The following is a 25738-nucleotide window of genomic DNA, read 5'->3' as shown; positions in this document are numbered from 1 at the left end:
GGGCCCGCGGGGTCGCTACCCGGCCGAGCCGGGCGTCTTCAGCAGCGGCACCAACTGGTCGATGGCGTAGGGGATGCTGAGCACGGTGTTGAAGGTCAGCGCGGTGCCCACCGGCGGATCCTCGTACGGCACGAACAGCGCCCGGCCCTCCGTGGCAACCTTCAGCCGGCTGTAGACGGGATCCGCCTTCACCCGCGCCTCGGCGTCGGACGCGTCCGTGACGAACAGCAGGCGGTCGACGTCGACGATGTTCAGCTGCTCGGAGCTGATCTCGGCGGCGAACTCCGACCCGGCGAGCTGGCCGATCTGGTCGGGCACCTTGAAACCGATCTCCGACATGAACACCGACCGGGGGTCGCTGGGAGCGAACACCGCGTACTGACCCGGCTCGTACGGGTCCACGATGGCCGTGGTCCTGCCCGCGAAGTCCGGGTTGCCCTGGCGCACGTCCGCGAACTTCTTGTCGATGGCGGCGATCAGGTCGTTGGCCCTGCCCTCCAGGCCGACCGCCTGGCCGGCGGTGCGGGTCATCTCCTTCCACGGGGTGGCGAAGTCGTCATGCTCCTTCGACTGGGCGACGGTGGGAGCGATCTTGGAGAGGGTGTCGTACTGCTCCTGGGTGATGTCGGAGTACAGCGCGAGGATCAGGTCCGGCCGGAGTGCCGCGATCTTCTCGAAGTTGAGTTCGTTGCGCTCACCGACGATCTCCGGGGCCGTCCCGGCCCACAGCTTCTCGCTCCACGGCCAGTTGCCGTAGGGACGCTCCCCGAACCAGTCGACGACGCCCACCGGCTTCACGCCGAGCGCGAGCAACGGCTCGGAGTCGGTCAGGCCGACCGCGACGACCCGGGCGGGTTGGGCGTTGATCCGGATCGAGCCGTATTTGTGAGCGATTGTGACCGGAAACGCACTTTGGCCGCTCTGGACGGACGACGGCTGGGGACTCGTGGTATCCGTATCGTCGCTGCCACAGGCGGCGAGTCCCAGCGCGATCGCCACAAAGACAACGACGCACCGTAGCAAGCGGGAAACGGTGGGAACACGCGCGACACGCGGCTGCGTAGTGAACATCTGCTCCTCTTCGGGTTCAGCCGGATCCGTGACCCGAAGGCCACGGGTCCGACACCTGGCGGAGCGCATACTAAAGTTATGCTTACCTAAATAACAAGGACTTCCCGCCGATTGATTATTTAGGTATACCTGCCCTAAGATTCTGTGACCATGAGGACCGCGTGACCAACAGGCTCCGGGTCGCATCAACGGGGACAACCGCCCCGCCCAACTCCGTTCCGACGAGCCCTGCTCCGACGAGTGCCGCGCCGGCGGACGGGCCGGTCACAGGAAGGCCCGCTCCCCGGGCCGCTTCGGGACGGCGGGGGTTGCACCCGGCACGGCGACCGGTCCTGTTGGGGGCCTCCCTCTGCGTCCTGGCGCTCCTGTGCGCCCTGTCGATCGCCATCGGTAGCCGACCGGTACCACTGGACCAGGTCCTGCGAGTACTGATCCATCGTGACGACGGGGACGTCGAGGCCATCGTGTGGGGGCTGCGCGTCCCACGCACCCTGCTCGGCCTGCTCGTCGGCGCCGCCCTCGGTCTCGCCGGCACGATCATGCAGACGCTGACCCGCAACCCGCTGGCGGATCCCGGGCTGCTCGGGGTGAGCGCCGGCGCCACGCTGGCGGTCGTCCTGTCCGTGTCAGCGTTCGGGCTGACCTCGCTCTACGGCTACATCTGGTTCGCCTTCGCCGGCGCACTGGCCGCCAGCGTGCTCGTGTACCTGCTGGGCGCCGCCGGGCGCTCCGGCCCGACCCCCGTCAAACTCGCCCTGGCCGGGGTCGGGGTGACCGCCCTGCTCGGCTCGCTGACCAGCGCCATCGCGCTGACCAACCCGGAGGCGCTGAACCGCTACCGGTACTGGTCCGCGGGATCCATCGCGGGCCGCGACGGCACGCTCGTGGCGCAGGCCGCGCCGTTCGTCCTGACCGGGGTGGTGCTCGCGCTCATGCTCGCGCCCGGGCTGAACAGCCTCGCGCTCGGCGACGACGTCGCCGCCGCCCTCGGCCGGCGGGTCGGCCTCATCCGGTTGCAGGGCGCCGTCGCCGTGACGGTGCTCACCGGGGGTGCCGTGGCCGTGGCCGGGCCGCTGGTCTTCATCGGGCTGGTCGTCCCGCACGCCACCCGGATGATCGCGGGGACCGACCACCGGTGGCTGCTGCCGACCTCGATGGCGCTGGCCTCCTGCCTGATCCTGGCGGCCGACGTGGTCGGACGGGTGGTCGCCCGCCCACAGGAGATCAACGTCGGCATCATCGTCGCCTTCCTCGGCGCGCCGTTCTTCGTCATGTTGGTCCGCCGCCGGCGTCTCGCGGAGCTCTAGCCGATGGCCACCCCGACCACGAGCACGAGCAGGCCAGCGTCCGCGGCCACGGCCACCTCCGCGGCTGCGGCTGCGGCTGCCTCCACGGCCGCGGCCAGCACAGCCGTGACCACGACCTACGGTCCGCTCAGCCTGAGCCGTGTCGGCGGCCGCACCGCCGTGCGGCTGGCCCGGCCCGNNNNTGGCCCGGCCCGCCGCGTCCGCCGTGCTGCGGCCACGGCTGGTGACGGTCTGTGCCGTCCTGGCCGCCGCCACGTTCGCCGTCTTCTGCCTGGGGATCGCGTTCGGTGACTATCCGATCGGCATCGCCGAGGTCGTCCCGGCGCTGTGGGGGTCAGGGGACCCCGGAGCGCTGTTCGTCGTGCGTGAGCTCCGGCTGCCCCGGGCCCTGGTCGGGCTTCTCGTCGGTGTCGCCTTCGGCATCTCCGGTGCGGTGTTCCAGACCATGACCCGTAACCCGCTCGCCAGCCCCGACATGATCGGGATAACCGCCGGCGCGCAGACCGCGGTCGTCGCGGGCATCGTGCTCGGCTTCGGTGCCGGCCTCGGCAGCCAGTTGCTCGGCCTGATCGGCGGCCTCGCCACGGCGCTGGTGATCTATCTGCTGGCCTGGAAGGGCGGCACCTCCGGATACCGGATCATCCTGGTGGGCATCGGGGTGTCCTGGCTGTGCAGCAGCGCCACCGACTACCTGCTNTGCTGGCCAGGGCCCGCCTCGCCGAGGCCGGGCAGGCCCTGGGCTGGTTGGTCGGCAACCTCAACGGCAGGAGCTTCGACCAGGCCCGCCCGTTGGCACTGGCCATGGCCGTGCTCGTCCCGGTCGCGCTGGCGCTCGGCCGGGTCACCCGCACCCTCCAGCTCGGCGACGAGGTCGCGTCCGGGCTGGGGGTCCCGGTCCAGCGCACCAGGCTGGCACTTATGATCACAGCGGTCGGGCTGGTCGCCTTCGCGACCGCCGCGGCCGGGCCGATCGTCTTCGTGGCGCTGGCCGCCCCGCAGATCGCGCAGCGGCTGGCGAACCTCGCCTGGCCGCCCCCGCTCGCCTCCGGTCTCGCCGGAGCACTGATCGTGCTGTCCGCCGACCTGATCGGACGCCAGCTCCTGCCCGAAACCGAACTGCCGGTCGGCGTGGTGACCGGCGTGCTGGGCGCACCGTTCCTGCTCTGGCTGCTCGGCCGGGCGAACCGCGCCGACTCCGGAGGCTGATCCCGTGACGCTCCAGCCACCATCCTGGCCGACGGCACCGGCTGACCTCCCCGACACGGGCTCCACGAGCAGCTGCCCCACGAGCAGCCGCTCCACGAGCGGCACCGCCACGGACGGCAGCCCCACGGGCGAGCGTGGCCCGGGCCTGCCCGAGCTGCGGGCGAGCGGGCTGCGGCTGGCCTACGACAGCACAGTGGTCGTCGACGACCTCGACCTGGTCGTCCCCGCCGGCCGGATCAGTGTGATCGTCGGCGCCAACGCCTGCGGCAAGTCCACGCTGCTGCGTGCGCTGGCCCGGCTGCTGCGCCCGCGGGCGGGCGCGGTGCACCTGGACGGGCGGTCCATCCACTCGATGCCGACCAGGCAGGTCGCCCGGCAGTTGGGGATCCTCCCGCAGTCCCCGGTCGCGCCCGCGGGGCTGACCGTGGTCGACCTGGTCGGCCGCGGCCGTTCCCCGCACCAGACCTGGTGGCGCCAGTGGTCCGCTGCGGACGAACAGGCCGTCACCGAGGCGCTGCGGGCGACGGCCATGCTGGAGCTGGCCGGCCGGCCGGTGGACGAGCTCTCCGGCGGCCAGCGCCAGCGGGCGTGGATCGCGATGGCGGTGGCCCAGGGCACCCCCGTGCTGCTGTTGGACGAACCGACGACCTTCCTGGACCTCGCCCATCAGATCGACGTCCTCGACCTGGTCGTCGACCTGAACCGGCGGGAGAAGCGCACGGTGGTGATGGTCCTGCACGACCTGAACCAGGCGTGCCGCTACGCCGACCACATGATCGCGATGCGCTCCGGCCGCATCGTCACCCAGGGGCCACCCGCCGAGGTGGTGACCGCCGAGCTGGTGGAGGAGGTGTTCGGCCTGCGTTGCCAGGTGGTGGCCGACCCGGTCAGCGGCACCCCGCTGGTCATCCCGATGGGACGCCACCACAGCCCGCGGCCGGCCGCCGCCCTGAAGTCCTGAGGCCCGCGGCCGCTCCGGCCCCGAGCGGATGACAGCCGACGGATGACGGATGGGTACCGAGCGGGCGCCGGCGGGATGTCCGGGACTCAAGCAGACATGTCGATAAAGCTTAGGTAAGGTTACCTTAAGAATTTTCTATCGAATTTCCCGCCCACGAAGGGCGCCAAGCGGCTGTCCACGTCAAGGAGGAGCCCCATGCGGGTCGTCACGTTCGGCTACCAGACCTGGGGACATCGCACTCTGCGAGCCCTGCTGGACTCCGAGCACGAGGTGGCCCTCGCCGTCACGCATCCCCGCAGCGACCACGCCTACGAGAAGATCTGGGACGACTCCGTGGCCGACCTGGCCGAGGAGCACGGGGTTCCCATGCTGATCCGCAGCCGCCCCGACGAGGACCTGGTACGCCAGCTGGAGAAGGTCGAACCGGACATCATCGTGGCCACGAACTGGCGCACCTGGATCCCCCCGGAGGTCTTCACCCTGCCCCGGCACGGCACGCTCAACGTGCACGATTCGCTGCTGCCCGCGTACGCCGGCTTCGCCCCGCTGATCTGGGCTCTGATCAACGGCGAGCGGGAGGTCGGCGTGACCGCGCACATGATGGACGACGAGCTCGACGCCGGCGACATCGTGCTGCAGCGGGCTGTGTCCGTCGAGCCGACCGACACCGCCACCGACCTGTTCCACAAGACGCTGGCCCTGTTCGGGCCGATCACCGTCGACGGGCTGGCGCTCATCGCCTCCGGCCACACCGACTGGGTCAGGCAGGACCGCTCCAGAGCCAGCTTCTTCCACAAGCGGTCGATCGAGGACAGCCGCATCGACTGGACCTGGCCGGCCGAGGACATCGAACGCCTGGTCCGCGCGCAGTCCGACCCGTACCCGAACGCCTTCACGTTCCACCGCGGCGAGCGCATCCGGATCCTGTCGGCGGCGGTGTCGCAGGGACGCTACGGCGGCACGCCGGGCCGCATCTTCATCCGCGAAGGCGACGGCATCGTGATCGTGGCCGGCGCGGACGCCCGCCGNNNNCGGCGCGGACGCCCGCCGTGGGCACAACCACGGCCTGGTGATCCGCCGAATACGCACCGACGACGGCGCCGAATACCCCGCCACCGAGTACTTCCGCACCATGGGTGGATACCTCACCAGCCGCCCGTGACCGCGTCGCGGCGGTGCCGTTCCCGAGCACCACAAAACCGCGTGGCCGGGTCACACCGGACCCGGCCCGTCACGGCATCAGGGATCAGGGGCGAGAACCTTCGGATCAGCTCGCGTTGATGGCGGTGGTCGCCTCGTGCCAGAGGTCGACCTCGTCCCTGCCCCGCCTGCGACGGACAACGGTCGCCACCGCACCGGCACCGGCGACAACCGCGAGAACGGCGAGCTTACGCAGCATGTCCGTCAACCTACCCGCGTCCGGCCATCCTGCCCACCGCCGTGATGCCGGAAGCCCACAGCCGGCTGTGACCGGCAGCCGTCAGCGCCGGCGGCGTCGACGGCTGCCGTGCCAGCCCTGCCATGCCAGCCCTGCCATGTCCAGAGCTGCCGGTCAGCGCTGGTGGCGTCAGCGCTGGTAGGTGGTCCGCAGCACGCCCCGGGCAAGGGTGTGGAACGCCAGGTTGAACCCCACGACCGCGGGCGTGACGGAGCTGTCGACACCGAGCGAGGGGACGTCGACGGCGTGCACCGCGAACACGTAACGGTGTGGACGGTCCCCCGGAGGCGGTGCGGCACCTCCGAAATCGGCCGTCCCGTAGTCGTTGCGCACGTGGAAGGACCCAGCCGGCAGGCCGGCTGGATCGCCGTTTGCCACCCCGTGGGCCAGCTCGGTCACGCTGGCCGGGATGTCGACGAGGAGCCAGTGCCAGAAGCCGCTGCCGGTGGGGGCGTCCGGGTCGAAGGCGGTGACGACGAAGCCGCGCGTCTGTGCCGGGAACCCGGACCAGCGCAGGTGTGGCGAGGCGTTCGCGCCGTCGGCCGAGGTGTGCGCGAACTCCTTGGTGAGCGCGTCCCCGTCCGCGAAGTCGTCACTGGTAAGGGTGAACGACGGTACGACGGGCAGAACGTCGAACGGATCCGGGGGAGTACCGCGGTCGAGCAGGGACATCAGCCAACCTCACTTCTTGTAGTTCTCCAACCGAACTTTTGTAATTCCTGTGGTTCCTGTGGTTGTCGTGGTTCTCCGACAGGCCGGTACCGGAGATCGCCCGTGTCCGCCCCGGCCGCCCCGGGAAATACCGTCACCCGTCTACCACCCACCGACCATGGCCGGACACGCAGGGGATGAGTGGCAGCCTCCCACGCGGTCTCCTGAAGCGGCCTCCCGAAAAGAAAATCAGGCCATATGTGGATGTCCGTCCTGGCCGCGACAGGCGACGGGCCACGCTGCGACTTTGCGCACCAGGGCGGGACGCACCAGCGGCCCAACAGCACGTTGGGAAGCCCCAGCCAGGTTTTTGGCACCGGGGTGGGACGCGGCGGACCCTGGACGGCTAAGGTGGGGTACGTCCCGGTGGGGCGACTACCGACTCCCCCCGTGTCGGTGGCCACCCATCGGGACCCTTTGTTTTCAGGCCGGTTGTTTCCGGCGCGGGCCCGGCCCAACTACCTGGGCTGTGACGGCTCCCCCTGTTGCGGCCGATTCCATCGCCGATCATTCGTTCCCCGCGTTCCCCCGTCGGTTTCCGATTGGTTCGCCGACCGGTTGATCCGGTGGCCCCGCCGGCTGGTTGATCCGGCGAGGGCCACCGGATCAACCGGTTCCGGTGATCAGCTGGTTCCGGTGATCCGGCGGGGCCTGCTGATCAGTCGGTTCCGGCGGTCCGGCGGGACCGGGCGGAGTGCCGGGCCCCGACCGGCGCCGCGCCCGGGCCGGAACGCCCACCCCGGCGCCGGGCCCGCAGCAGCTCGAACCCGATCGGAATCACCGACAGCAGCACGATCCCAATAAAGATCTTCTCGACGTTGTGCGCGATGAAATCGACCTTCCCGAGGAAGTAGCCGATCACCGTCACACCGGTACCCCACAGCAGCCCGCCGGCAATGTTGAACGTGACGAACAGCCGGTAGTTCATGCCGCTGACCCCGGCGACGATCGGGGTGAACGTCCGCACGATCGGGACGAAGCGGGCGAGGATCACCGAGCGGGGGCCGTACCGCTCGAAGAAGTCATGGGCCTTCTCCACGTTCTCCTGCCGGAACAGCCTGGAATCCGGGCGCCGGAAGAGCGTGGGGCCGACCTTGCGCCCGAACAGGAAGCCCGTCTGGTCACCGGCGATCGCGGCAACGGAGATCAGCGCGCAGGCCAGCCACAGCGGGGTCGACAGCGTGCCGTTGGAGACGAGCAGCCCCACCGTGAACAACAGCGAGTCACCGGGCAGGAAGAAGCCGATCAGCAGCCCGGACTCCGCAAAGACGATCAGCAGGATGACGAACAGACCGGCCTTGGCCAGATGCTCCGTGTCCAGGAAGCTCGGGCCGAGCGCGAGGGTCGTCGAAGCAAGCGTGGACGCGGTCAACACGATGGCGGGCCTCCGGAAGCGGCTCGGGATACCAGGCGGCTGGCGGCCGATTCGGTTCCCGCCTCGACCGGGCACTCCTCGAAGTGACAACGGACCAGCGCCGACCCGGCTGGCCCGACCGACGAAGAGCAACGCGGTCACGACCGTCCGCGTTACTGACCGCCCGCCAGCTCACCAGATCGAAGCTTGGCTGCCCGACAGCGTATCCAGTGGGACCACGGGAGGTGCCGCGACCCCGCTGTGACGTCTCGTCACGCCGGCGCGGACATCCGCGCCGGCCGCGTACGACACCTCTGCCGCACCCACCGCGCTCCGCCCCGGCGCGGCGACGTTGCCGGTCGACCCGGGCAGGCAGGCGCATGCGCGGTTGAACCGCGTGACGAACCGAATCTGCGCGATAGGATCGGCTAACACCGTTAGCCACACCTGTGGCCACCAACATCAACCATGCGGTGACATCACCGCGCCCGAAGGAGATCAGTCATGTCCGAAGCGGACAAGATCTACTATCGCAAGCCCGGTCGGTTCACCCGACATGTCTTCAACAACCTGGTCGCGGGCTTCACCCGGGCCGGTGTCAGCATCTGGGGCAGCCGCGTCCTGGAGGTGAAGGGACGGACCAGCGGGCAGCCCCGCCGGGTCCCGGTCAACCTCCTCAACCATGAGGGCGGGCAGTACCTGGTCGCGCCACGAGGCGAGACCCAGTGGGTACGCAACCTGCGCGCCGCCGACGGCAACCTCGACATCCTGCTCGGGCGCCGCCGGGAGCACCGGAGTGCCCATGAGGTGGCGGACGCGGACAAAGCGCCGATCCTGCGCGCCTACCTCCGCCGCTGGAAAGCCGAGGTCGGAGTGTTCTTCGACGGCGTCAGCGCGGACTCGACCGACGAGGAGCTCGCCCGCATCGCGCCGAGGCATCCGGTGTTCGTCCTCGACCCGCTCGCATGACGCGGTCCGTTCCCTCCCCGTGCGCCGACTCCTCCCAGCGTGCCGATTCCGCCCCATGCGCACCGTCCCGGTCGCGTGCGCTCAGCCCCCGCGCCGCGGAAATCATCGCCGCGGGCAGGCGACTGCTCGAGGCGGAAGGAGCCGACGCCCTGACCATGCGCCGGCTGGGCGCCGATCTCGGCATCCAGGCGCCCTCCATCTACAAGCACCTGCCGGGCAAGCACGCCGTCGAACTGGCCCTGGTCGACGAAGCACTGGCCGAGATCGGCCAGGCTCTGCATCAGGCGGTGCGCCACCCTGGAGCGGAGGGCAGCATCGCAAGCGTCCTGACCGCCTACCGCGAGTACGCACTTGCCCACCCGAATCTGTACCGCCTGGCCACCAGCTCCCGCCTGCCCCGTGGCTCGACAACACCCGGCCTGGAGGAGTGGTCCGGCGAACCGTTCTTCCTGGCGACCGGCGACCCGCAGGTGGCGCAGGCCATGTTCGCCTTCGCCCACGGCATGGTCATCCTTGAGCTGGACCAGCGTTTCCCCACCGGCTCCGACCTGCGACGAACCTGGGATGCCGGCGCCGACGCCTTCGCGTCCGCGCGCGGGTCACGGTCCGCCACCAGCACCGCCGTGCCCGTCCCCTGGCCCGAGACCGAGACCGAGACCCGCTGACAGCGATCGGTGGCGGCCCGTCCCGTCCGTACACCCTCGAAGCGCCCGAGGAGCGAGTTTTTCCCAGAACTTCCAAGATCGAATTTTGGACGCGCGTCCGAGCGCGAAAAACATGATCGCGCTGCCTCCGGCCATCCAGCGGGTACTCCTGGTCTACCGGGCACAGTCCGCAGGCGCACAAGGGGGCCGGCATGCACGAGGTCGACACGCACGAGGCCGATGTGATCGTGATCGGAGGCGGCCCGGCGGGGGAGAACGTCGCGGGCCGATGCGCGGACAACGGGCTCACCGTCTCGATCGTGGAGCGCGAGCTGGTCGGCGGGGAATGCTCGTACTGGGGATGTATTCCGAGCAAGACGCTGCTGCGCCCCGGCGACGTGCTCGCCGCGGCCAGCCGTGTTCCCGGTGCCGCACAGGCGGTCACCGGTACCGTTGACGCCGCCGCGGCCTTCGCGTGGCGCGACTACATGACCGGCGGCTGGGACGACGGCGGCCAGGTGCCCTGGCTGGACAGCAAGAAGATCACGCTGTTCCGCGGGGCCGGCCGGTTGGTCGGGACCCGGACAGTCGAGATCACCGGCGATGACGGAGCCAGAAGGCTGACCGCGAGACGGGCGGTGGTTGTCGCGACCGGGACGGTCGCGGTCGTCCCGCCGGTCGACGGCCTGCGCGACGCGCGTCCATGGAACAACCGGAGCGCCACCGCGGCAACCTACGTGCCGCGCCGGCTGCTGGTGGTCGGTGGCGGCGCGACCGGGGTGGAGATGGCACAGGCGTTCCACCGTCTCGGGTGCCCACGGGTGACCATCGTCGAGGCCGCCGGGCGGCTGCTCGCGCGGGAGGAACCGTTCGCAGGGGAGGAACTGCGCGCGGCTTTCCAGGCCACGGGCATAGAAGTGATCACTGGTGTGCCGCTGGCGTCCGCGCGCAGGCAGGACGGCGACTCGGCGGTGGTGACGACGCTGGCCGACGGCAGCCGGATCAGCGCCGAGGAGATTCTCGTCGCCGTCGGTCGCCGACCGGCAACGGCGGATCTGGGCCTGGACGTGGTCGGGCTGACCCCCGGCCGGTTCGTCGACGTCGACGGCTGGATGCGGGCCACCGGGGTGGACGGGGGCTGGCTCTACGCCGTCGGTGACTGCAACGGCCGGGCGCTGCTGACGCACATGGGCAAGTACCAGGGCAGGCTCGCCGCCGACGTCATCCTCGGCCGCGACGTCCCGGCTGCCACGGACGTGGTACCACGGGTGATCTTCACCGATCCCCAGGTCTGCGCGGTGGGCCTGACCGAACAGCAGGCCCGGGACGCCGGCCTGCCGGTACGGAGCGTGACCTACGGTACGGGCGACGTGGCCGGCGCCCAGGTGCGCGGCCGCGCCAGCACCACGTCCAGCGGGACCAGCAAACTGGTCATCGACTCCGAACGATCGGTGATCGTCGGAGCGACGTTCGTCGGCCCGGACGTCCAGGAACTGCTGCACGCCGCGACCGTCGCCATCGTCGGCGAGGTACCCCTGGACCGCCTGTGGCACGCGGTCCCGTCATTCCCCACCGTCAGCGAAATCTGGCTACGCCTCCTCGAACAATACGGCCTGTAGCTCGCCGTCCTCCGTCCACCGCTCTCCGTCCGCTGGACCGATACCGGCCGTCGCCGTCCCCGCGCACCGTCGTGGCTTCGGGAAGACGACGAACGGCCCGCGGACGAAGCATCCAGAAGCGTGCCCCCGGCGGACATCACGGATGAATCCGGCCACCGTGTGGACACAGGTATAAAGTTGTCGTCCCGGGAGGCGTCGTTCCCGGTCATGGAGCACGGCGGGGAGCTCTGAATGAAGGTCCATCTGGATTTACGAAGATCATGTATGAAATTTCCTGATCCAGTGGCCGTGGGACGCGTGCCAGCCGTCGGAAACGCGCGGCCGGCCGGTGAAACGTGAACCGTCTACTCGTCGTTGCCGGGATCGACCCGGCGCACGTCACCGTGTTCACCGACCGGGCCCGGTACACCTGTGCCGCCCTGTTCATGGCGCTCTACTACGTCTATGCGACGGCCGGCTGCACGTTCTTTCTGATGATTGCGACCGGGGGCGGGATTTTCCCCGGAGTGCTCGTCGGCCTGCTGGTCGCGGCGGCCGTGGTGGTTTACGACAGATTCCTGCTGTCCCAGGTGAGCGTCGACTTCTCCGACCTCCACGAGGAGGACGCGCGACCGCGCGGCCGGCCGAGGATCGGCAGCTACGCGATCAGAGTCGTGATCACCCTGCTCATCGCGGTCATCGTGACCGACCCGCTGGTCCTGAAGATGTTCGACAGCGAGATCACGGCGGAACTCGGCCGGCGGCACACCGACCGGACGGCCACGCTCAACGCCGCAGTCGAGCAGGCCAGAACCGCTCGGCTCGCCGCGCTCGACGATGAGATCAAAAATGACCAGAACCAACTCGAGGCCGCCAGTACGGCCGTCAGGGAGGCATTCACCGCGGTCACGGACGAGCGCGAGGGCCGAGGAGCCACCGGCCTGGCCGGAAACGGCCCCGTGTTCAAGCTTCTCAACGATAACTACGCAAAGGCGGTCGCCCGGCAGAACGAGGCCGCGGAAACCCTTGCCACCGCACAGTCGAACAGGTCGGCGAACATCGAACGGATCAACGGTGACGCCAGGAGACAGACGGCGGAGAACAACGACAGCGCACCGCCGCCCGCCGGCGTTCTCGACCATCAGGACGCGTTGCTGACCGTACTCCGCCACAACCTGCACGCGCTTCTGGTCTGTGTAATGATCTCTCTGCTGCTCATAGCTCTCGACCTCGCGGTGCTGTTCATCAAGCTGGCCGGCCGCAACAGCGCCTACGAGATCTCCGTCGCCGCCGCGAGCCGTTCCCGGCTACGGGTCATGCTCGCCTCGTCCAGGGCCGACGAGGACGTCGATCTCATGGAGATCCGGCTGCGGGCCGAACAGGCGAAACGAGATCTGCGCCATCACTACTCGGCATCCCGGGATCGTCGGGTGACCGGTGACAACATCGGACAGACGAAACGAGATCCGCGTCGTCGCCACGGGACAACCGGGACAAAAAAGCCCAGGGCTCGCCGGGTGCGACGATGGCCACATCGTTACGGGGCGAACAGGGTCGAGGAGGAGCTGAAAGGAACGGTGTACACCTCCGAAAACATCTCACCAGAGCTGAGCGATCTGCTCGACTCGCTCTCCAGCCCCCTGGCCGCCGCCGTGGGAGGACAGGGCACACAGATTACCTACGACGGGCCGATAATGTCCGGATCCTGGGAGAAGACGTTCTACTTCGTACCACCGGCGGAAAGCACCTTCGAGGACGTCCGGGAGCGGGCCCGAGGCGTTCTCGACTCGATCGCGCCCAACCGCGCGGCGGGAACGCCAGTCGCGTTCCCCGGGAGGGACGGCATCGATGCCACGGCCTTCCGGGCCTTCTTCACCGCCACCCGCGCCCTGGAGTCGATCTCGCTCGTGATCGGTCCGCTGGTCACGGCCCGGGTCGGGGACGAACTCCGGGGCACGGTCCTCACCGCCGAGGAACTGCCGGACGCCGACGAGGTATACCCCCCACGCGAGGCCGCGACAGTAGTCACCCGAATCCGGGAACGCGCCTCGGAACGGGCACCCGCTCCGGACCGGGACCTGTCAGAATGGATGCGGGCGACGCGCTCGGCAGCCGACCTTTTCCCTGATATTCCAGAAATTCCTGCCCCACGGGACGACGAACGAGGGCCGGACGAACGGCCATGACGGATACTCCGGATCACTGTTCACGCCACTCCCGGAGAAGGCCGGCAGCCGTCCGCGTCCACGGATGGTCATGGCCGAGAACTTCCTGGCAGCGCACAAACGCCTTCTCGGCGGCCGTTCGGGCCGGCCTCCGGTCATCGAGGGCGTACAGGTCCATCGCCGTGTTGATGGCGGAGGCAAGCGTGTCGGGATGATGGTCACCGAGAACCCGGCGCCGGCGCTCCCAGACATCCTTGTTCAGGCGCAGCGACTCCGGGTGGTCACCGAGCAGGTAATGGCATCCGGCAAGGTTCGCCGCGCTGGAAAGGGTGTCCGGGTGGTCATCGCCGAGAACCCGCTGCCGACGTTCCCACGTGTCCAGAGCCAACGTGTACGCCTCGTCGAAACGGCCCAGGGCACGCAGATCCATGACAATGCTGTTGGCTGACGCCAGGATGTCGGGATGGTCGGCCGGAAGAATCCGCCGCCGCCGACTCAGGATATCCTGGTCCAGCTCGTAGGCCCTCTGGTGGTCGTCCCTCTTCAGGGCGAAGAGAGCACGGGCCAGATGATGACCCGCGGCCAGGGTGTCGAGATGGTCGGGGCCGAGCACCGGTAGCCAGTGGCGGCGGGCACGTTCGGCGAGGTCACGGCTCTCGCCGAACCGCCCCCGCGCGTAGTGGTAACGGCAGAGGCCGAGAAGAAGACGACGGAATTCAGGCGGCTCGCCGGCCGTCGCGGCAAGCCGGCCGGCAACGGCCAGGACGTGGGGGGCCGTGGCACGAGAGACCAGAGCCTCATATGCGGGCCAGTTGGCCGGCTCGCCGGGACCGCCGGGGTTTTCGGTTCCCAGGCGGCGGAGCTCGTCGGCGTCCCGGCCGCCGTCGAGATCCGTGTGCGCCCCCACCCGGGTACGGCCAGAACATGTGGCCGGTTTCGAGGACGGAATGCCCGGAAAGGTCGAGGGCACATCGCCTCCGGCCCCGCCTCCAGTCCCCGCCGGGGCGATATCCGCATCGTTCGACAGCCCTGACCCGGGCCCCGGAGCTCCCCGCTCGGTCGCGCGGGCTACCCGTTCCGGGAACGGCATCGGACCTGCCGGTCTCATGCGGCCTGCCGTGGCCTGTTTCCGGACCGGTAACGTGGGCGGGCTGTCCGGCCTCCTCCGCCCAGCCTGTGCGTCCCGCAACCCGTCGAGCAGCCGGATCCGCGCCACCCGTTCATCAGCCGGCCCCGACAGATCCGTCAGGTCGATCCGTCCGCGTGTCCCCAGCATTCCGAGGCTGCCCGGAGCACAGGTTTCGATCATAATCGGGACCAGCCGCCGGGCATCTCCTTTCAGGTCCGATTCCCGTACCGCCTGCCACTGCGCGCCGCCGTCATCCGACTCGAGATAGGCCGGTGTCACCACCGCCAGCAGCCGGCTCGCTCGGCGCAGGCCCTCCTGTTCCAGAGCGGACCAGACAGTCCCCGGGACGGACTCCCATGCCCTGATCAGAACCCGGTACCCGTTCTCCTCCAACGTCCAGGCGAGCCACTCCGCCCATTCACGATCCGCCTCGGCATACGAGACGAAGAAGTCCCAGCGGCCCTCATCGGCGCCCCCGTCGGTCACGTGCCCAGCATCCCACCAACAACGGATGGGGAGCGTAGGTGGTTTCCGTCGCCATAACGACTATTTCCACCCACGGCTTCCACGTCTGTAGGTGGAAAGCGCCGTCATAGCGGCGGTTGCCACCTACGCCTTCCGCTAATCTGAAGCAGATGTCACTGCCACCAGCGGAGTTCTATGCGACGCTCCCGCGCTCGATCGCCGGGGCCAGCGCCCTCTTCCATGATCCCGATGGTCGGATCCTGCTCGTCCAGCCGTCCTACCGCACCGACTCCTGGCTCCTGCCCGGCGGTCACATGGAGGAGGGAGAGTACCCGTGGGAGACCGCACGACGGGAAATCAAGGAAGAGCTGGGGCTGGACCTGCGGCTCGGACGGCTGTTGGCGATCGACTGGATACCGCCCCAGGACGACGGACGGCCAGCGCTGGCCAACTTCGTCTTTGACGGCGGGGTGCTCACCCTCGATGACGCCGAGCGACACCTGCGCCTACAGGCCGACGAGCTGATCGCATGGCGGCTGTGCACCCCCGCGGAACGCGATCAGCTTCTCGCGCCGTACATCGCCCGACGCGTCCACGCCTGCGCTGACGCCCTGCGCACCGGCCAGACCGCCTACCTCCAGCACGGCCGGCCCCCGACGGCCGCACCCGGCTGACCAGCCGCACACCCGTCAGGACGATCGGCCACCGGTTCGCACGCACCCCGACGATGGCTGTCTGGTCCGGCTCGGACGCGACGGCCGTCGGCCTGCCCGCTCCTGGCCGTATACCCGTGCGGGGCCACCCACACAAACCATGATCTGGACAAGTTCGCCGCTGTGCGCGCTTTTCCGCTCCTCACCGGACCGCCCCGGCCAGGGCGCCCGGGCTTCCCCTCGACACCCTTGGCCGCCGCCCGCCCACCAACCCCACCGGACCGACCACACATCCTGTTTCCCGACCGGCGAGCGGGAGCGAGGGTGCGAAAGAAGAGCCCGCGAACGGAGCGGTGACGCGGTTTCCGCTCCCCCTCACCCCGCGTTCTCGACGTCACGGCTCCGTTCGCGGACACCGCCGGCCGCGCCCCGCCTGCGACGCTGTCGCACCTGCGGGGACGGTCATCTACGGGGAATCCGTATCTGCGTATGGCGGTGTGGTGCGCCGTCGCCGCAATGATCCTTTCGTGGCAGCGTACGGGTATGGCGCATGAACAGCGTGTCCCGGACCCCAGCGGTCACCCTCGTCCTGACGATGCTCATCCTCGCGATGCTCGTTCTCGCGATGCTCGCCATCCTCATGACGCCAGTGGTCACCGTCCACATGACGCTGATGGTCACCGTGCCGTCCATGCCGCCAACGATGACCGTTCCGCCCATGGTCACCGTTCCGCCCACAGCGACCACCCCGCCCATGGTCACCGTTTCGTCCGCTTCATCCACAGGGACCGTGGTGACCGTTCCCACGGTGACCGCGAGCAGTACCACGATGACCATGGACATGGTCATCGTCATGACCACGGCCACGGTGGTGGCGGTGGTCATGACGATGGTGGCGGCGGTGGTGGTGGTGACAGCGGTGGCCACGGGCATGGCGGTGGTGGCCGCGGAGGTGGAAACAGCCGTCACGATGACCACCATCACGGTCATGGTGACAGTGGCGCCGGGGACGGCACGGTGCACACGCATGACGTGTGGTGGCGGCGACGACTGCCTCACTGGCTGGTGCCGCACTCCCATGATTTGGCGAACCGGGTGGATTCGGCGGTGGAGACGTCCGCCGCGGGGATCCGTGCGCTGTGGATATCGCTGGCCGTGCTCGGGACGACCGCTGCTCTTCAGATGGTCATCGTCATGCTGTCCGGATCGGTGGCGCTGCTCGGGGACACCATCCACAACGCGACGGACGCGCTGACCACGCTGCCCATCGGCATCGCGTTCGTCCTCGGCCGACGGCCGCCCACCCGCCGTTACACCTACGGTTACGGCCGCGCCGAGGACCTGGCCGGCGTCGCCGTCCTCGCGACGATCGCCGCGTCCGCTGGCTTCGCCGCCTACGAGGCCGTCGACCGGCTGCTGCATCCCCGTGTGGTCACCCATCTGCCGGCGGTGGCCGCGGCCGGGCTGGTCGGGTTCGCCGGCAACGAGTTGGTGGCTCGACACCGGATCCGCATCGGCCGGCGGATCGGGTCGGCGGCGCTGGTCGCGGACGGGCTGCATGCCCGCACCGACGGGTTCACCTCGCTGGCCGTGCTGCTGGGCGCCGCCGGTGTGGCCGTGGGCTGGGACACCGCCGACCCGGTCATCGGCCTGGTCATCACCGTCGCGATCCTCGCCGTGCTCCGCGACGCCGCCGGCGAGGTCTACCGACGCCTGATGGACGCCGTCGACCCGGATCTGATCGACGCGGCCGAGGCCGCGCTACGGGCCACCCGGGGTGTCAGCGCCGTCGGCCGGGTCCGGTTGCGCTGGATCGGCCACCGCCTGCACGCCGAGGCCGACATCGTCGTCCCCGGGGAGCTCACCGTCGTCGACGCGCACGCGATCGCCATGGCCGCCGAGCATGCCCTCACCCACGCCGTGCCGCGGCTGATCACCGCGACCGTTCACACCGACCACCCAGCGGCGCACGAACCGGCAGCGCGCGACTTGGCAATGTACGACCTGCATGACCCGTATGACACGCGTGACGCTGACCATCGGTGTGCACTGTTCGCCCGCCACGGCGTTCTCGCGCACTCCCGCACCGGTGACACCAGCCAGTGAGACGCCAGCTCGTAGGACACCCGTGGACGCCGACCCACAGGGCACCAGCCCGTGAGGCGCTCCCGGGGCAGCCGGCGGCACGCGGTACGGCGAGAGTTGTCCACAGCCCACCCGGCCCCCGGCGCACCCGCGCGGCCAGCGGGCCGACGGCAATGGTCAGCGTCGCGTCGATGGACGCCGATCATGACCTGTGTGGATGGTTGCGGACGGGATTCGCGCTACTTGGCCAGCGCTCAAGGCGCTTGGTGCGGCCGCGTTACCTGGTGCGGTCGCGTGCCGTGAGCAGGTCCGGCAGTGAGGCGGCCGGATCTGCGCCGGGCTCGGCGCGGGCCCAGGCCAGCAGCCGCGCGAGGTCAGGCTCGTCCCCGGCCCCGGCCGGGGCCACGACGGGCAGCACACCCTCGAGCACCTCGCCCGCGGCTGCGTCCACGGTCACCTCGGTGCCCGCCAGGCCCATCAGTGTCCCGGTGCCGCAGCCGACCACGCAGGGCACGCCAAGCTCGCGGCTGACCACCGCGGCGTGCGACGTCGCGCCACCGAGCTCGGTGAGGATCGCCGCGACGGCCGACATCGCCGGCACGTCCTCGGGGTCGGTGGTCGGACGGGCCAGCACGACGGCCTCACCGGCGTCGGCGCGATCCTGAGCCACCTCGGTGTCGCAGACCACGACGCCGCTGACGACCCCCGGGCAGGCGGGGCGTCCCGAGGCCAGCACGCGTGCGGCCGCGCGCGCGTGCGGCTCGATGTGCGGGCGCAGCACGGCGGCGACCTGTGCGGGAGAGACCCGGTCCAGGGCCTCGCGCTCGCCGATGAGCCCCTCCTCCGCGAGCGCGACGGCCAGCCGCACGGCGGCGACCGGCGAGCGTTTCGCGGCGCGGGTCTGCAGCAGCCACAGGCGCCCGGACTCGACGGTGAACTCGATGTCCTGCACGTCACGGCACTCCCGCTCGAGCGTCGCCGCGAGCGCCATGAGCTCGGCGTGCACGGCGGGCTGCGCCCGGGCCAGCTCGGCGAGGCGCAGCGGGTCGTGGGTGCCCGCGACCACGTCCTCCCCCTGCCCCCGCGGCAGCCACTCCCCGAACGGCTCGGGATCCCCGGTGAGCGGGTCGCGGGTGAACAGCACGCCCGTCCCGGACGCGTCGTCGAGGTTGCCGAACACCATGGCCTGCACGGTCACCGCGGTGCCCGCGTTGTCGTCGAGCCCGCGTTCGCGCCGGTAGGCCAGGGCGCGGCGCGAGTCCCACGAGGCGAACACGGCGCTCACCGCGGCTTCGAGCTGCGCGGCCGGCTCGGTGGGCGGCGCGACACCGACGACCGCCTCGAACTGGCGGGTGAAACGCCGGGCGGTGTCGGCCGCGAACCGGGCGTTGCCCGTCGACGCGGCCAGCGCCACCTGCGCCCGCGGCGTCATCCCCAGGTTCAGGACGGTGTCCATCATTCCGGGCATCGATACGGCCGCGCCCGAACGCACCGACACCAGCAGCGGCGCGGGCCCGCGGCCGAAGGTGCGGCCGGTGACCTCCTCGAGGTGAGCGATCGCCGCGGGCAACGCCGCGCGCACGTCGGCGGGCAGCCGGCCACCGCCGGCGCGGTGGCGCGCGCACGCCTCGGTGGTCACGACGAAGGCCGGCGGCACCGGCACCCCGAGCGCGAGCATCCGCTGGATGCCCCACGCCTTGCCGCCCAGCAAGGCGCGGTCGCCGTCGAGGTCGGGGACGAGCGGGCGCACCGCGGTGGTGATCGTGGTCATCCGGTCGTGGCCTCCTCGCTCGCCCGGTCGCGTCCGGTCGCGCCGTAGAGCTCCTCGTGCAGCTCGTGGAAGACGGTGTGATAGCTGTCGACCATCGGATGCGTCAGGAAGCGCCGGTCGCCGCCGCGCAGCCGGACAAGCGCCATCTCCAGCCGGCCGGGATAGCGGCTCAGCCGGGGGATGATTGCGGCCGCCCGCGTCGCGAGACGGCTCACGTCGCCGTGCAGCGCCTCGACCCGGGTGATGACCACGGCGTCGTACGCCTCGTCGGAGTGGTCGTTGGGCTCCCCGTCGCGCAGCTGCCAGTCCCGCAGGATGACCTTCAGCGTGTGGTCGTGCGCGCTGAACTCCTCCCAGACCAGGTCGAGCGCGGTCACGTCCAGGCCCGCGCGCTCGGCGGCCAGCGCCGCCCGCAGCATGTCACGCCCGCCGGGCATGAGCCGATAGCGGCCGCGGCGCTCCTGGACCTGCCCGGCCGCGACGAGCGACCCAAGCGAGCGGCGCACGGCGGCCTCGTCGCCGCCGGCCAGCCAGATCACCGTGGACGCGTCCGCCAGCCCGCCCTTCAACCGCACCGCCTGCAACACCGCGAGATCCATCAGGCCACCTCCTCGGATGGAACTGCTGCCCGCTCGGACGGGGCGCCGGGCCGCTCGAATGAAGCGCCGACCCGCTCGGGCGGGGCCACGGCCCGGCCTCGCGGGCTCCCACCCGCCTCACGCGCTCCCGCCTCACGCGCTCCCACCTCACGTACTCCCGGCTCACGCGCTTCCGGCTCGCCCGTGCGGCCGTCCAGCGGATCGAGGGTGATCCGCACGCCGGCTTCTACCAGCGCCCGGCGCACCTGCCGCGAGCTTTCGTACAGGACGCCGACCATCCCCAGGTCGCGCGCGGGCACGAGGTTCTCGGGGAAGTCGTCGACGAAGGCCACCTCCCGTGGCCCGCGGCCGAGCATCGCCAGGAGCCTGCGGTAGATCGTGGGATCGGGCTTGCGCAGCCCCAGCTCCGACGAGTCGCCGTAGGCGTCGATCGTGCCCGCGGGCAGCAGCGTGTGCAGCCAGTCACGCCGCTCGGCGAAGATGTTCGTCAGCAACGCGGTCTGGTAGCCGGCCGCCTTGACCTCGACGACCAGCGCGACCATCTCGGGCCGGACGCTGTCGCCCATGCACGCCCACAGCATCGCGTCCAGACGCTGTGCCGGCACGTCGACATGATGTTTCTCGGCAATCGCCGAGGAGCACCGGCGGTAGAACTCGGCGATCGGCATCCGCCCCGTCTCGCAGCGGGCGAACAGTTCGCCGCCGCGGACGAAGGACATCACCGTGCCCGCCGGCAGGCCGTACTCGGCGTCGACCTTCTCGAACTCTCCGACGGGGCTCGGGCACAGGACCCCGCCCACGTCGAAGACGACCGCCCCGATCATGCCCGGCGGGGCGGCGAGCCCGCGTGGACGAACTGCGCGCCACGGAACACGTCGACCTTGTGGATGTAGCCGTTCTGGGTGAACAGCGGGAACTCCCGCCCCTCGGGGTCAACGAAGATCGCGTAGTAGTCCTGCATCGTGGCGGCCCAGTTGGGGGCGTCCAGCCCGACCTCGGACTCCTGCATCGCCACCGCGACCCGCCCCGTCGGACGCACCAGGTCACCGGCGATGCGGTGCCCGTTGGAGAACTCGAGCTCGTAGTGCTTCGGGCAGGCGGTCGCCTCCTTGTGGTAGACGCCGCCCACGCAGGGGACGAGCGTGTGCGCGTCCGACCACCAGCCGGCGACCGGCATGGGAGCCGGCTCGGGCAGTTCGTGGCTGCGCAGCGCGATGACCGAGAAGACGCTGTCGTCCGGCAGGATCGCCGACAGGAGGTCCCAGCCGGTGTTCCACATGAGCTGGGTCTTGCGCCGGCCCCAGCCGCGGTCGCGCCAGCCGAAGCCGGAGAACGCAAGCTCCGGCCCGCCGCGCCAGCGCATCGTCCCGTTGGCCGTGACGACCTGTTCGGTGTGGCAGTAGACCTGCCCGCTCTCCCCGGTGGCGTAGTAGCCCTTGAACATGGTGTCCCACAGGGGCGCGAAGTGCCTCCCCTTCAGCGTCAGGTCGAACTCGACCTCGTCGAGGCTGCCGACCCACCGCAGCTCGTGATTGGAGTCCCAGGAGAGGTTGACCACCTCCAGCCGCGCGAGCTCGTTGCCGACCTGCCGGTCGTTGTGCGTCCCGTCGGTCCGCAGCACCTGGATGACCGAGTTGTTACCCTGCGCGACTCCGATGGCGCACCGGGTGTTCGGCGAGCGATTGGCGCTGACCGTCATGTGCATGTTGATGTTCGCGTTGAGGATGTCATCACGGACGGTGATGAAGAAGGTCTCCTTCCACGGTAAGGACTCGTCGCCGAAGGGCTTGTGTAACAGCTCGTCCTCGGGGCGGGGCAACCATTCCGCCGGGACGCCGCGGGACGACACGGTGGCCGTGCCGGTGGTCGCACTGGTGGCCGTGGGAGTGCTCATGCGGTGCTCTCCAGTTCACTGTCACGGATCACACTGTCACTTTTTGTGCTGTCACTTTTTGTGCTGCCACGGGTCACGCCGTCGCGGTCCGCGCCTTCCGCGGCCCGCCTGAGGATCTCCACCGTTCCCTTGTTGCCGTCGACCCGGACGCGGTCGCCGGTGCGCAGCACCCTGGTGCCGTTGCCCGTACCGATGACGCACGGCACCCCGACCTCGCGCGCGACCACGGCGGCGTGGCTGAGCAGGCCGCCGATGTCGACCACCAGAGCCGAGGAGAGGAACAGCACCGACGCCCAGCTCGGGTCGGTGGTCACGCACACGAGCACCTCGTCGGGCTCGATGTCGTTGAAGGTCGGGTCGTGGACCACGCGTACGAAGCCCTCGGCGATCCCGCCGCTGGCACCGATGCCACTGACAGTGGCCTGCGCGTCCTGCGCGTCCGAGGCACCAGACGTGTCGTCCGCGGGCGCCAGCTCGAAGGGCGCGGGCCGGCCCTGCCAGTGCGTGGGGATATCGTGACGCAGGAAGTCCGCGCGCTGGGCGCGCCGCCGGGCGGCGATCTCCTTCGCCCCGGCGGGCAGCCCGTCGACGAGCTCGGAGACCTCGAACAGGAACACGTCCTCGGGATCGTCGAGACGCCCGTCCGTGGCCAGCAGTGTGCCCAGCCTCCGAGCGGCTCCGCGGGCGACGTCGAGAGCCTGCAGGTAGGCGGCCTTGGCGACCCCGCGCAGCGGGATCCGCGACACGGCCAGCTTCAGCACGAGCTTCGCCCCCGGCCGCTGCGCGGCGGGCAGCCCGGCCAGCAGCTCACGCTCGGCCCGCTCGCGCGCCCGGGTCCGCTCCGCGGCGGCCAGCGCCGGGTCCTGGGCGTCGTCGCGCTCGCCGTACTGCGCGGCGAGGCGGAGCACCGGCGTGGGGTCCTCGCGCCAGACCCGCCCGGAGACCTCGCCCTCGCGGGGTCCGTGGTAGCCGTGCTCGGTGAGAAAGGCGTCGAGATCCAGCTCCCCACGCCCCATCCGCCACAGGTCGAAGATGATGTCGGTCTCGGCGTGCGAGCCCTGGCCGGCGACGAGCGCGTTGGCCTGCGCGTGGTCCAGGCCCGCCTTCTCGATGAGGGTGAGCAGCTGGTCGTACACCGCCTGCACCCCGATGAACACGCCACCGGCCTGCACCCGGATCATCTCCGTGAAGCGGTCCCGGCCCTCGGCCAGCGCGTGCCGGGCGCCGGCCTCGTCGAGGGTGTCGAAACGCGGTACCCAGGCCTGCCACCAGGCCTTCGTCGGCCCGGTCCGCGCGATCACGTCCCGGCGGATGGTGGCCAGCGCGTAGGGCATCCTGACCGCGACGAACGGCAGGCGGCGCCTGGAGCGGGCCAACGGGATGCCCGCCGGGACCTCGCCGAGCAGCTGGCGCGCGATCGCGTCCGGCCCCGAGCCGGGCAGCAGCCCGCCCATCTCACAGAAGAAGTTGACGTTCAGGGCGGCGCGGCCGTAGAAGACGGCGGCGACGGCGTCGTTGGGATCGTCCTGCACACGGACATCACCGGACGCGAGCGCACCCATACGCGCGAAGCAGTCACGGACCCCGACGTCGACCGCGGGGCCCCACAGCGACCAACCCAGGGGTGTTGCCACGCCCGGGAGTGCCTCCCCCACGTTCGTCGTGCTCCAGAAGCGTTCAAGTCGTGACTGTGTGTGTAAAGGACCGCTCGGGTCCACGTTGATGGTCATGCGGCTCCTCTCCTGCTCTGGCCTCCCGCTCCGGCCCCGGCCACGGACAACAAGGCGGTGAGGCTGCCTGCTCGTCAGGTGCAGTCAGCGTTTACAAACAAGTGTTTGTTGTCAAGAGAGGGCTCGTCGGATGCGCACGAAAACAACCGACAGACACGGGTGGAGCTGGGGGAACGGCGGATGGGTGAGCCGGGTGCGCGGGAGGCGTACCCGGCGGCCAAGCTGGCGTTCGAGCTGGGCCGGCTGTGCGGGAACCGCGCCAGCGGCGCGGCTGGCGCCAGGCTGAGCTGGCCCACGCGGCAGGCATGACGCAGCCTGGGCTACACGCACCACGTGGCCCCCGCCTGTGTGGCGGGGNGGCCCCCGCCTGTGTGGCGGGGGCCATCTCGATCGTGACACGCAGGGCCGCTGAAGCGGTACACGGCCAGGCGCAGACGCCAGACCGCCCTCATCGAGGCCCCGAGTAGGCCCCTACCTGGGGCCTCCCTGTTTCCCGGCAAAGATCGGACCGGGCCGGGTCTCGGGGGTCGGGATGGCCCCGTTGACAGGGGCCGTCCCGTTCACCGGCACCGTCGGGTTCGGCGCGACGGCCCTGGTTGCCGGAACGGTGCCGGTCTCGCCGTTGACCGAGACCCCCGCAAGCGCGGTGCTCTTCACCCCGCCGTTCGAGCCCGTCCAACCCTCCGGCGCCGGATCACCCCAGCGCCAGCCGGGGATGACGTGGCGTCGGTAGAACTGCCGGAACTCACGGATGGCCGGGCCGTCTGGCTTGACCAGCAGAGGTTTGGCCGGTGGATTGCGCATCCACTTCAGGACTTCCATGTCGGAGTAGTAGTTCCAGCGAACCAGGAAGAACATGAAGCGGGCGAACGCCTTGTTCAGTGGCAGGAAGTAGCGGTCCGGACCGATCTTGCGGACGGCGATGCGCCAGGAGAAGGTGAACAGGCCCTCACGGATCGGGGTCGCGGCGGTGAGCACCGTCAGCAGCGGGGTCTTCCTGTTGATTTTTGTGCTGGTCTGGGTTCGATAGACGCCGATACACGGGGCGGCCATCTCACCAAAGGCGTGGGTGCTGATCGCCTGAAGTCGGGCGTCTCCGGCGTTGCTCAGTGGGTGGAGCTGGAACTCGAACCGGTTTCCCTCGTTCGCCAGCACGGAGTACTCGACCGGCACTTTGATTTTGTGGCTGTACGGAAAGTGATAGGAATCGACAATGTGTTCCGAAATACGCTCGGGATCGCCACGGCCGATGTATATCTGGCCCTTGACGTTCTCGAACCGGTCGGATTCGAAGTGTGACAGGTCGACGAACGCGCGGACGGGTTCCGGGCCGTACCAGAAGTAGATGTTCCCGGCCCGTTCGATCACCGGGATTGAGCGCTGTCGCGCTCGGGCCGGAATCTTGTCCGTCGGCACACGCGGCATGGATGTGCAGCGGCCGTCGGTCTCGAACTCCCAGGCGTGGTATCCGCAGGCCAGCCGGTCCTCGGTCACCCAGCCGGATCGGGCCAGGTCAGCGCCGGCGTGGCAGCACAGGGAGTCGATGATGCCGACCTTGCCGCTCTTGGTACGAAACAGCGCCCACTGGTGTGACATCAGCTCGAGCGGAACGACGTCGCCCGGCTTGAGATCCTCACCGTAGCGGGCGAAGTACCAACCGACCGGGTAGTCGGTGCGTTGTTTCTCACTGACGGGCTGGTTCGCCAGCAGGCGTCGGTCATAAGCCTTCAGCCGTCGTCGCCGAGCCGACACAGGGCCTCCTCTGGATTGTTACCAAATCAATAATGACATCGCTTGGTCGGGTTGTTCCCATCCGGTGCACGGGAATGCCGCGCCATCTGTAGCACCCTGCTTCTCAGGTCGGGTGGCCCGGGAGAATCGCGCCCCTGGGCTCCCGCAGAACGGAGCGTGACAGTCTCCCGTTGCTCCGCTCCTGCCATCCTCGTCAGCCCTCGCGCGACGTACCCCGGTAGATGTCAAGTCAAATG

22 protein-coding genes and 1 pseudogene are annotated in these 25738 nt (G+C 69.9%); 11 read left to right on the top strand and 12 right to left on the bottom strand.

The annotated features are described in order from the left end of the window. Positions 1 to 15: 15 nt before the first annotated feature. Positions 16 to 999 (bottom strand): iron-siderophore ABC transporter substrate-binding protein, encoded by a 984-nt coding sequence (locus tag FrCorBMG51_RS14815; protein ID WP_235433593.1) that lies wholly within the window; start codon positions 997 to 999, stop codon positions 16 to 18. 407 nt (positions 1000 to 1406) lie between these two features. On the opposite strand from FrCorBMG51_RS14815, the gene FrCorBMG51_RS14810 reads away from it, so the two are divergent. The 4 genes and pseudogenes from FrCorBMG51_RS14810 (at position 1407) to FrCorBMG51_RS14795 (ending at position 5826) form a co-directional block, all read left to right on the top strand. Continuing rightward, positions 1407 to 2378, top strand: coding sequence for a FecCD family ABC transporter permease (locus tag FrCorBMG51_RS14810; protein WP_235433592.1), 972 nt, complete (start codon positions 1407 to 1409; stop codon positions 2376 to 2378). A 139-nt stretch (positions 2379 to 2517) separates the two neighbouring features. Continuing rightward, positions 2518 to 3584, top strand: a pseudogene (locus FrCorBMG51_RS33885) (FecCD family ABC transporter permease). Between the two features lie 4 nt (positions 3585 to 3588). Then, complete coding sequence (locus FrCorBMG51_RS14800) at positions 3589 to 4545, top strand: ABC transporter ATP-binding protein (RefSeq protein WP_086055470.1); 957 nt, start codon at positions 3589 to 3591, stop codon at positions 4543 to 4545. Between the two features lie 195 nt (positions 4546 to 4740). After that, positions 4741 to 5826, top strand: coding sequence for a methionyl-tRNA formyltransferase (locus tag FrCorBMG51_RS14795; RefSeq protein ID WP_235433591.1), 1086 nt, complete (start codon positions 4741 to 4743; stop codon positions 5824 to 5826). Here the strand turns inward: FrCorBMG51_RS14795 and FrCorBMG51_RS14790 are convergent. From FrCorBMG51_RS14790 to FrCorBMG51_RS14780, 3 genes are all read right to left on the bottom strand, one after another. After that, on the bottom strand, positions 5813 to 5944 hold the full coding sequence (locus tag FrCorBMG51_RS14790) for a DLW-39 family protein (protein ID WP_047223659.1): 132 nt from the start codon (positions 5942 to 5944) through the stop codon (positions 5813 to 5815). The genes FrCorBMG51_RS14795 and FrCorBMG51_RS14790 overlap by 14 nt on opposite strands. Positions 5945 to 6112: 168 nt before the next feature. Next, positions 6113 to 6655 carry a YbhB/YbcL family Raf kinase inhibitor-like protein gene (locus tag FrCorBMG51_RS14785; protein ID WP_047223658.1) on the bottom strand — a complete coding sequence of 181 codons (543 nt, stop codon included), beginning with the start codon at positions 6653 to 6655 and terminating at the stop codon, positions 6113 to 6115. Positions 6656 to 7352: 697 nt separating this feature from the next. After that, positions 7353 to 8069: a DedA family protein gene (locus FrCorBMG51_RS14780; protein ID WP_047223657.1), complete on the bottom strand. Its 717-nt coding sequence runs from the start codon at positions 8067 to 8069 to the stop codon at positions 7353 to 7355. Positions 8070 to 8552: 483 nt separating this feature from the next. Between FrCorBMG51_RS14780 and FrCorBMG51_RS14775 the strand changes: the two genes are divergently transcribed. From FrCorBMG51_RS14775 to FrCorBMG51_RS14760, 4 genes are all read left to right on the top strand, one after another. Next, positions 8553 to 9017, top strand: a complete 465-nt coding sequence (locus tag FrCorBMG51_RS14775) for a nitroreductase family deazaflavin-dependent oxidoreductase (protein WP_047223656.1) — start codon at positions 8553 to 8555, stop codon at positions 9015 to 9017. After that, positions 9014 to 9682 (top strand): TetR/AcrR family transcriptional regulator, encoded by a 669-nt coding sequence (locus FrCorBMG51_RS14770; protein ID WP_047223655.1) that lies wholly within the window; start codon positions 9014 to 9016, stop codon positions 9680 to 9682. The genes FrCorBMG51_RS14775 and FrCorBMG51_RS14770 overlap by 4 nt, the downstream gene beginning before the upstream one ends. 191 nt (positions 9683 to 9873) lie before the next feature. After that, positions 9874 to 11280 carry a dihydrolipoyl dehydrogenase family protein gene (locus tag FrCorBMG51_RS14765; protein WP_047223654.1) on the top strand — a complete coding sequence of 469 codons (1407 nt, stop codon included), beginning with the start codon at positions 9874 to 9876 and terminating at the stop codon, positions 11278 to 11280. 335 nt (positions 11281 to 11615) lie between these two features. Continuing rightward, entirely contained in the window at positions 11616 to 13445 is a 1830-nt protein-coding gene (locus FrCorBMG51_RS14760; protein ID WP_047223653.1) for a DUF4407 domain-containing protein, read from the top strand. A gap of 13 nt (positions 13446 to 13458) precedes the next feature. Here the strand turns inward: FrCorBMG51_RS14760 and FrCorBMG51_RS25335 are convergent, their stop codons facing one another. Further along, positions 13459 to 15039 (bottom strand): tetratricopeptide repeat protein, encoded by a 1581-nt coding sequence (locus tag FrCorBMG51_RS25335; protein WP_052914691.1) that lies wholly within the window; start codon positions 15037 to 15039, stop codon positions 13459 to 13461. A 149-nt stretch (positions 15040 to 15188) separates the two neighbouring features. On the opposite strand from FrCorBMG51_RS25335, the gene FrCorBMG51_RS14750 reads away from it, so the two are divergent. Then, positions 15189 to 15692 carry an NUDIX domain-containing protein gene (locus tag FrCorBMG51_RS14750; protein WP_047223652.1) on the top strand — a complete coding sequence of 168 codons (504 nt, stop codon included), beginning with the start codon at positions 15189 to 15191 and terminating at the stop codon, positions 15690 to 15692. A 441-nt stretch (positions 15693 to 16133) separates the two neighbouring features. Here the strand turns inward: FrCorBMG51_RS14750 and FrCorBMG51_RS31350 are convergent, their stop codons facing one another. Further along, positions 16134 to 16661, bottom strand: coding sequence for a hypothetical protein (locus tag FrCorBMG51_RS31350; RefSeq protein ID WP_157180513.1), 528 nt, complete (start codon positions 16659 to 16661; stop codon positions 16134 to 16136). A 117-nt stretch (positions 16662 to 16778) separates the two neighbouring features. Between FrCorBMG51_RS31350 and FrCorBMG51_RS31345 the strand changes: the two genes are divergently transcribed. Then, positions 16779 to 17777, top strand: coding sequence for a cation diffusion facilitator family transporter (locus FrCorBMG51_RS31345; protein WP_235433590.1), 999 nt, complete (start codon positions 16779 to 16781; stop codon positions 17775 to 17777). Positions 17778 to 18033: 256 nt separating this feature from the next. On the opposite strand, the gene FrCorBMG51_RS14735 is transcribed toward FrCorBMG51_RS31345, so the two are convergent. From FrCorBMG51_RS14735 to FrCorBMG51_RS14715, 5 genes are read right to left on the bottom strand one after another with little or no spacing between them, the layout of a single operon-like run. Continuing rightward, positions 18034 to 19527 carry a pyruvate, phosphate dikinase gene (locus tag FrCorBMG51_RS14735; RefSeq protein ID WP_052914690.1) on the bottom strand — a complete coding sequence of 498 codons (1494 nt, stop codon included), beginning with the start codon at positions 19525 to 19527 and terminating at the stop codon, positions 18034 to 18036. Continuing rightward, positions 19524 to 20126: a hypothetical protein gene (locus FrCorBMG51_RS14730; RefSeq protein ID WP_052914689.1), complete on the bottom strand. Its 603-nt coding sequence runs from the start codon at positions 20124 to 20126 to the stop codon at positions 19524 to 19526. Before FrCorBMG51_RS14730 ends, FrCorBMG51_RS14735 begins: the two co-directional genes overlap by 4 nt. Further along, positions 20126 to 20950: an HAD family hydrolase gene (locus FrCorBMG51_RS14725; protein ID WP_052914688.1), complete on the bottom strand. Its 825-nt coding sequence runs from the start codon at positions 20948 to 20950 to the stop codon at positions 20126 to 20128. Before FrCorBMG51_RS14725 ends, FrCorBMG51_RS14730 begins: the two co-directional genes overlap by 1 nt. After that, on the bottom strand, positions 20947 to 22020 hold the full coding sequence (locus FrCorBMG51_RS14720; RefSeq protein WP_047223649.1) for a hypothetical protein: 1074 nt from the start codon (positions 22018 to 22020) through the stop codon (positions 20947 to 20949). Before FrCorBMG51_RS14720 ends, FrCorBMG51_RS14725 begins: the two co-directional genes overlap by 4 nt. Beyond that, positions 22017 to 23750 carry a PEP-utilizing enzyme gene (locus tag FrCorBMG51_RS14715; protein ID WP_047223648.1) on the bottom strand — a complete coding sequence of 578 codons (1734 nt, stop codon included), beginning with the start codon at positions 23748 to 23750 and terminating at the stop codon, positions 22017 to 22019. Before FrCorBMG51_RS14715 ends, FrCorBMG51_RS14720 begins: the two co-directional genes overlap by 4 nt. A 180-nt stretch (positions 23751 to 23930) precedes the next feature. On the opposite strand from FrCorBMG51_RS14715, the gene FrCorBMG51_RS32570 reads away from it, so the two are divergent. Beyond that, on the top strand, positions 23931 to 24059 hold the full coding sequence (locus FrCorBMG51_RS32570; protein ID WP_256386265.1) for a hypothetical protein: 129 nt from the start codon (positions 23931 to 23933) through the stop codon (positions 24057 to 24059). A 162-nt stretch (positions 24060 to 24221) separates the two neighbouring features. Here the strand turns inward: FrCorBMG51_RS32570 and FrCorBMG51_RS14710 are convergent, their stop codons facing one another. Then, on the bottom strand, positions 24222 to 25502 hold the full coding sequence (locus FrCorBMG51_RS14710; protein ID WP_047223647.1) for a Rieske (2Fe-2S) protein: 1281 nt from the start codon (positions 25500 to 25502) through the stop codon (positions 24222 to 24224). Between the last annotated feature and the right edge of the window lie 236 nt (positions 25503 to 25738).

This window comes from Protofrankia coriariae, from assembly GCF_001017755.1.
Taxonomy (GTDB): Bacteria; Actinomycetota; Actinomycetes; order Frankiales; family Frankiaceae; genus Protofrankia; species Protofrankia coriariae.
Note: the sequence above shows the minus strand (reverse complement) of the source record. Positions and strands in the feature narration are given on the sequence as shown.